This window comes from Fictibacillus fluitans, from assembly GCF_030418125.1.
Lineage (GTDB): Bacteria > Bacillota > Bacilli > Bacillales > Fictibacillaceae > Fictibacillus_C > Fictibacillus_C fluitans.
The window spans coordinates 1,043,462-1,049,831 of the sequence record NZ_JAUHTR010000001.1 but is presented as its reverse complement, the minus strand read 5'-3'; the positions used below and the strand labels follow the sequence as shown (position 1 = coordinate 1,049,831).

The following is a 6,370-nucleotide window of genomic DNA, read 5'->3' as shown; positions in this document are numbered from 1 at the left end:
TTGTGTATTGCTTACTTTTGAACGTTTGCAGCTTGAGGTCCGCGAGCACCTTCAGTAATTTCAAACGTTACATCTTGACCTTCTTCAAGTGATTTGAAGCCGTCGCCTTGAATAGCAGAGAAATGTACGAATACATCGTCTTGGCCTTCAACTTCGATGAAGCCGAAACCTTTTTCTGCGTTGAACCATTTAACTTTACCTTGTAACATAGATGTTTCCTCCTGTGTGGATAAGACCCACGATTTATTACTATTCCTGCTCAAATATCATTCAAGACGCAAAGCACTGCGAAGAAGTCATGTACCGAACAAAAATAACTGTTACTACTGTAACACTTCTTAACTAAATACGCAACCCGCACTGCGATTTAATCATTTTTTATTTAAAAGTTTAAAAATGGGGAATAAGAGTGCTAAGAAGGAGGAGGATAGAATGAAAGCACAAGGATACTTAATCTTCGGATTGCTGTTTGCCTTATTGATTGCGGTTTTTGCTGTTGTTAACGGCAATGATGTGAGTTTTAATTATATTTTTGGAACAGTTAAATGGCCGCTGGTTCTCATCATTCTCGGCTCTGCCGCTGTTGGCGGTTTGGCCGTGGGATTTTTTGGCATTCTGAAGGTAGTCCAGTTGAGAAACAGGGTAAGACGGCTGGAATCCCAGTTGAAAAAGCAAGAAACCCTGCAAAGGGAGACCATTCCTCAAAATCAGCGGGATGCAGAGGAAGAAGTCATTGAACCGAATGAACCGCAGCGAAGGTATCGCGCGGCTGACAGTGAAAGATTGGACGAACCCAAAAGAAGCCGGTCTCAGATTTAATTCTGAGCCGGCTTTCTTTATCTTTTCTTTAATCCTGCAGGACCAGTTAAGGCAGCTTTACCCCTCTGGAAGAAACATAGAGATCGTACCATTCTTCACGGGTCATGGTTTCGGAGATGCGGACAGCATCAGCTGAATCCTTGATCCGCTGAACATTGGTTGTTCCCAGAATGGGCTGGATTTTAGCTGGATGGCGCATAAGCCAGCCAAGAACGATGGCCTCAAGCGATGTTTCTTTTTCTGCAGCCATTTTGGCCACCAATTCCTTCGTTTGTGCTTCTGCTTCTGTTAATTCAATGGAATTGTTGCCGGAAAATATACCTTTGGCCAGCGGGGACCAGGCTTGGATTTGGATATCCTCTTTCATACAGTGTTCCATCAGGCCGCTTGTAAAATGAACGGACAATCCTGCTTCCTGGTTCACATGAACTCCTTCATCGGCAAAGTCCACTTTGTGTAAACTCATTTCAAGCTGGTTAACAATCAGTTTTTCATCCATGTAAGCTTCGAGAAGCTGAATCTGGGCCTGATTCATATTGGAAACGCCGAAATTTCTCACTTTTCCTGAGGACTTTAACTGCTCAAAGGCTTCTGCCACTTCTTCAGGTTCCATTAAAGGATCTGGACGGTGAAGCAATAAAATATCCAAATAATCTACAGTAAGCCTTTGCAAAATCTCGTCCACAGAGGCAAGGATGTGTTCTTTTGAAAAATCATAGCGTCCGGGCCCGATATCATCGGCAAACCGGATGCCGCATTTACTTTGAATGACCATTTGCTCACGCAGGCTGGGCTTGCCCTGCAGCATACGGCCAAAGGCCTCTTCGGCTTTTCCCATCGTATAAATATTGGCATGGTCGAACATAGTAATACCGGTTGAGATGGCGGCATCCACAGCTTTCTCAGTTTTTAAAACTTCATCATCCGAAAGAGGGCTTCTGTCCCAGCTTCCACCGAACCCCATACAGCCCAAGGCCAGCCGGCTGGATGTAATTCCTCGTGTTTCCAAAGGCATTTTGCGCATTATGTAACCTCTTTTCATTAGATATTATCTATCACGTTCATTGTAGTCAGGGATGAACAAAAACTGCAACTTTTACGATCATGCATAACAAAAGCCTGCTGACGGTTTCAGCAGGCTTTTCAAAGCTTAAAGTTATGCGTTATGCTGTTCAGAATCTTCCCAGCATTCCACGTTTTTTAAACCTGATATACTGTTTTGAGTAAATACAGGATCTTTTCCTTGCTTCTTTTGTTCTTTGTAGTGACGTAATGCTGCTAAGGCGATTTTACCGAGAAGGGCAATGGCAATCAGGTTAATAATAGCCATCAGACCCATAAACAGGTCAGCAAGGTTCCAAACGAAGGTCAGGTCGGACAGTGAGCCGAAAATAACCATACCAACTACAGCCAATCGGTAAACAAGCAGCCACATGCGGTTTGTATTCATGAATTCAATGTTGGATTCACCGTAATAATAGTTACCAACGATGGAACTAAAAGCAAAAAGCAGAACAATGACGGCGACCAAAATGTTAGCCCATGAACCGATTTCATGGCTGAGTGCTGCTTGTGTCAGTGCAATTCCGTCGTTTTCGCTGGATTTGAACATTCCAGACAGCAGAATGATAAAAGCGGTGGAACTGCAAATAACAAGCGTATCCACAAAAACACCGAGAGACTGGATGAGCCCTTGTTTAACAGGGTGGGTAACATCCGCCGTTGCGGCTGCATTCGGAGCACTACCCATACCGGCTTCATTGGAGAACAATCCGCGTTTAATTCCCTGCATCATAGCAGCTCCAGCGGCACCGCCAAGAATCTCCCTGAAGCCTGTAAATGCATCGTTAAAAATCAATCCAAGAACATCAGGAATCGCAGTTAAGTTGGTTAAGATCACAAACAAGGCAAGAAGGATGTATAGTCCGGCCATGACAGGAACTAAAAATTCCGCCACTTTGGCAATGCGCTTAATTCCTCCAAAGATGATAACGGCAGTTACTGCTGTAATAATTAAACCTGTCCATAATTTGTCCACATGAAAAGCATTTTGGAATGCGTTGGAAATAGTGTTTGCCTGTACAGAGTTAAAGGCAAGGCCGAATGTAACAGAAATGAGAATGGAAAATATAATTCCCATCCAGCGGGCATTAAGTGCTTTTTCCATATAATAGGCGGGACCGCCGCGGAATGTACCGGTTGCATCGTCCCGCACTTTATAAATTTGAGCCAGCGTGCTTTCGACAAAGGCAGAAGCGGAGCCAATCAATGCGATAAGCCACATCCAAAATACAGCACCAGGTCCCCCCGTTGTTATGGCAATGGCCACGCCGGCAAGGTTTCCAGTTCCCACCCTTGACGCCGTACTGATACAAAACGCCTGAAAAGAAGAAACCCCTTTTTTATCTCCAGATTGCTTGGCGCCTTCGCCAAGCAGGCGGAACATTTCTTTAATCATACGGAACTGTACAAATCCCGAGCGAATCGTAAAGTACAAGCCAAGTCCGACCAGCATGATAATTAGGACAAAGCCCCACAAATAATCGTTTGAAAAATCAAAAATCCGATTAAAAACGTTCATGTCATTTCCCCTCTCGTACATTCGATGATGTAGTTGACACACACAGTTTCTAATGTAACAAAACCTTACATATATAGCAATTACATACGAATAAAAAAACTGCATTCCCTGAGATGGGATGCAGTTTTTTTAGCTGTAGGAATGTCTCATATGATCGGATACGATCTGCTTGTGGATCATAAGTTCCACCAGGGAATAGGCGAGAGCTATCAAAAACGCGCCCCAAAGTGAAACGTAGGCACCGGCCATAAAGGAACTGACGATATAAACAAGCAGATACGAAAGAACGAAATCGGCGATGAACGTTAACCAAAAGGATAGACGGGGCAAGAATATATATTCCATGAGCACCGCCAGAGGAGCAAGAATAATTGTGATAATCAGAAAAGGAAGCGGCTTGTTGAAGCTCACTCCTTCAAACCAAAAAGTGCACAGAAGAAGTATCAGCGGAATGCTGATGATCTTGAGCAATAAACTTTGCATAATAAAAAATCCTCCTTTGTCTCCCTTTATTTTTTACGTCCAGTCAAAATTTATGCTGACCTAAAGATTATTGTTTTGCTGGCTGATTTCTCCCTCATCCAGGTAAAGGTTGGCCCGTTCCAGGTTTTTGTGTTCGTTGACCGAATCTCCCGCTGCATAATCCTCTGATCCCAGGGGGTGAGTGGCTGATCTTTCTGAAGCAATCGTCATTTCTTCCTCTTTGGGAGCATTGGAAAGCATGTCATCCGTAATTGTTGGTTTCTTTTTCATGTTGATCTCCTTGAAGAGTTGTTTTCCATTAGCGTACTCCATATAAACGGTCTCTATCCGCCTGAAAAGGAATGGACAAAAGTAACATAAAATAAAAAGATACGGGGTATAACTTAATTATCTTGTATGGAGGAGGGTAATTGCCCGTGGAGTACTCATTGTATAAGAAGGATGGAGCCTTTCCTTGTGATGTAACGATTGATGTGGATAATAACATTTATACCGTCCGGGACAGCGATACAACAGGCCAGATCTTCCAAAGTGCACCAGAAGTCGCCTCCTGGATTAAACAAAATTGGGCACCGGATCAATTTGAGAAACCTGATGATTATTATGATTTAGTCAATACACTGGAGTCATCGCTGCATGAAGATGAAATGGAAATATAACAAAAAGGAAGCCGGACGAAAGAGGGGTCCGGCTTCCTTTATTATTTAGGTTTCATTCGGTTACAGCGATAAAATCAAAGGATGGAATATGAAATAATCCTCCATCCGTCAGCTTCAATTCCGGAATGACGGGAAGAGCCAAAAAAGACAGGGTGAGAAACGGATTATAATTATGGATAAAGCCAATTCGGCACAAAGCTTCATTCAACTGTTTCAGCTGCTTATAAACTTCGATATGACTTTGGCTGCTCATCAAACCGGAAAGAGGAAGCGGCAGGGATGCTAAGATTTCTCCCTGCTCCACCACTGCCAGTCCGCCTCTCATCATTTCCACTGTTTTTAGTGCTGTAAGCAAGTCCTGATCGTTTGTTCCCGCTGCAACGATGTTGTGAGAGTCATGAGCGACGGTAGAAACAATGGCACCTGAAGTGAGGCCGAATCCCTTTACAATTCCACATCCGATGCGGCCTGTCGCATGATGGCGCTCTGCAACAATCAGCTTCAGCTGGTCTCTATTCACATCCGGCACGAATACGCCGTTTGAGGAATTCACGTGTTCTTTTGCATGTTTGGTTACAATACGGTTGGGGATGATTTGAATAATATTTGCTTTATTCTGGCCCGGTACCCGAATCGCCAAATCCTCAGTGCTGACAGATTTTAAATGAACACTGCTGGTGATGGAAGAGGGTGCAGAGACGGCCTTTGGAGTCTGTTGAATCATTTTCCCTTTCGAAGCAACGTTTACTCCATTCTTATAAACATCCTTAATTTGAAAACTGGTAAGGTCGGTGAGCAGAATAAAGTCGGCATCAAATCCGGGGGCGATTGCTCCTTTGTCCTTTAACCCGAAGCATTCGGCGGCGTTAAGTGTGGCCATTTGTATGGCAAGCAAAGGGCTGAAACCTTTTTCAATAGTCAACCTGATATTATGGTCAATGCTGCCGTGATCCATCAGGTCATCAAGGTGCTTATCGTCTGTGACAAACAGACAGCGCCGGGCATTTTTTTCGGTCACCGCATCGAGCAAGGCCGTCAAATCTCTTGCCGCTGATCCTTCGCGCAGCATGACATACAGCCCCCGTGCCAGCCTATCCCGCACTTCCTGTGGAGTCACGCATTCATGGTCTGAACGAATCCGTACCGTTCCGTACACATTGATTCCATCTGAGGAAACCCCCGAGGCATGGCCGTCGACATTCTTATTATTCAGCAGGGCGTCTTCAATTTTTCGTAACATTTCCTTTTCTCCAGAGAAGACAGCAGGATAGTTCATCACCTCACCAAGGCCAATCACACGTTCGTGCGTGTAATAAGGATAAAGGTCTGAGGCATTTAATTCTGCACCGGCATGTTCAAATGGAGTCGCCGGAACGCAGGAAGGAAGAGCAATAAACACGTCAAGAATGATATTTTCCGAAGCTCTTAACATGTAATCGATTCCATCTGTTCCGCTGACATTTGCAATTTCATGGGGATCCGCAACCACTGTAGTAACGCCGTGTGGCACAACGATATCAGAAAACTCCTCCGGAGGGACCATGGCTGATTCAATATGTACATGGCCATCGATAAGGCCTGGACAAATATAAGCACCCTCTGCATCAAGTTCTGTTTTGCCTTCATATATTCCAATTCCAACAATTTTACCATCGGTTACCGCGACATCTGCTTCGATGATCTCCAGGTTAAATACATCGATGATTTTGCCGTTTTTAATCACCAGGTCGGCAGGAACCCTTTTAGAAGAGGCGGCAATCAATTGTGACAGCTGGTATTTTTGGTTTTTCAATGAATTTGGCTCCTTCCGAACAGTATTGGGCCGGGC

8 protein-coding genes are annotated in these 6,370 nt (G+C 44.3%); 2 read left to right on the top strand and 6 right to left on the bottom strand.

Features of this window, described 5'->3' with window-relative positions; translation table 11 throughout:
• Positions 1-11: 11 nt before the first annotated feature.
• Positions 12-209: a cold-shock protein CspD gene (gene cspD / locus QYB97_RS05280; RefSeq protein WP_053354963.1), complete on the bottom strand. Its 198-nt coding sequence runs from the start codon at positions 207-209 to the stop codon at positions 12-14.
• A 223-nt stretch (positions 210-432) separates the two neighbouring features.
• Here cspD and QYB97_RS05275 point away from each other — a divergent pair, with 223 nt between their 5' ends.
• Positions 433-819 carry a LapA family protein gene (locus tag QYB97_RS05275; protein ID WP_301164877.1) on the top strand — a complete coding sequence of 129 codons (387 nt, stop codon included), beginning with the start codon at positions 433-435 and terminating at the stop codon, positions 817-819.
• Positions 820-865: 46 nt separating this feature from the next.
• Here QYB97_RS05275 and QYB97_RS05270 read toward each other — a convergent pair whose 3' ends face one another.
• From QYB97_RS05270 to QYB97_RS05255, 4 genes are all read right to left on the bottom strand, one after another.
• The gene (locus QYB97_RS05270) at positions 866-1,843 is read right to left on the bottom strand and encodes an aldo/keto reductase (RefSeq protein ID WP_301164876.1); all 978 of its coding nucleotides are present in this window, start codon (positions 1,841-1,843) and stop codon (positions 866-868) included.
• Positions 1,844-1,975: 132 nt separating this feature from the next.
• On the bottom strand, positions 1,976-3,400 hold the full coding sequence (locus tag QYB97_RS05265; RefSeq protein WP_301164875.1) for an alanine/glycine:cation symporter family protein: 1,425 nt from the start codon (positions 3,398-3,400) through the stop codon (positions 1,976-1,978).
• 129 nt (positions 3,401-3,529) lie between these two features.
• On the bottom strand, positions 3,530-3,883 hold the full coding sequence (locus QYB97_RS05260) for a DUF2512 family protein (protein ID WP_301164874.1): 354 nt from the start codon (positions 3,881-3,883) through the stop codon (positions 3,530-3,532).
• A 60-nt stretch (positions 3,884-3,943) separates the two neighbouring features.
• A complete protein-coding gene (locus tag QYB97_RS05255; protein WP_301164873.1) occupies positions 3,944-4,153 on the bottom strand; it encodes a hypothetical protein in 210 nt (69 codons plus the stop codon).
• A 146-nt stretch (positions 4,154-4,299) separates the two neighbouring features.
• Between QYB97_RS05255 and QYB97_RS05250 the strand changes: the two genes are divergently transcribed.
• Complete coding sequence (locus tag QYB97_RS05250; RefSeq protein WP_301164872.1) at positions 4,300-4,542, top strand: hypothetical protein; 243 nt, start codon at positions 4,300-4,302, stop codon at positions 4,540-4,542.
• Positions 4,543-4,594: 52 nt separating this feature from the next.
• Here QYB97_RS05250 and ade read toward each other — a convergent pair whose 3' ends face one another.
• A complete protein-coding gene (gene ade, locus QYB97_RS05245; protein ID WP_301164871.1) occupies positions 4,595-6,334 on the bottom strand; it encodes an adenine deaminase in 1,740 nt (579 codons plus the stop codon).
• Positions 6,335-6,370 lie beyond the last annotated feature (36 nt).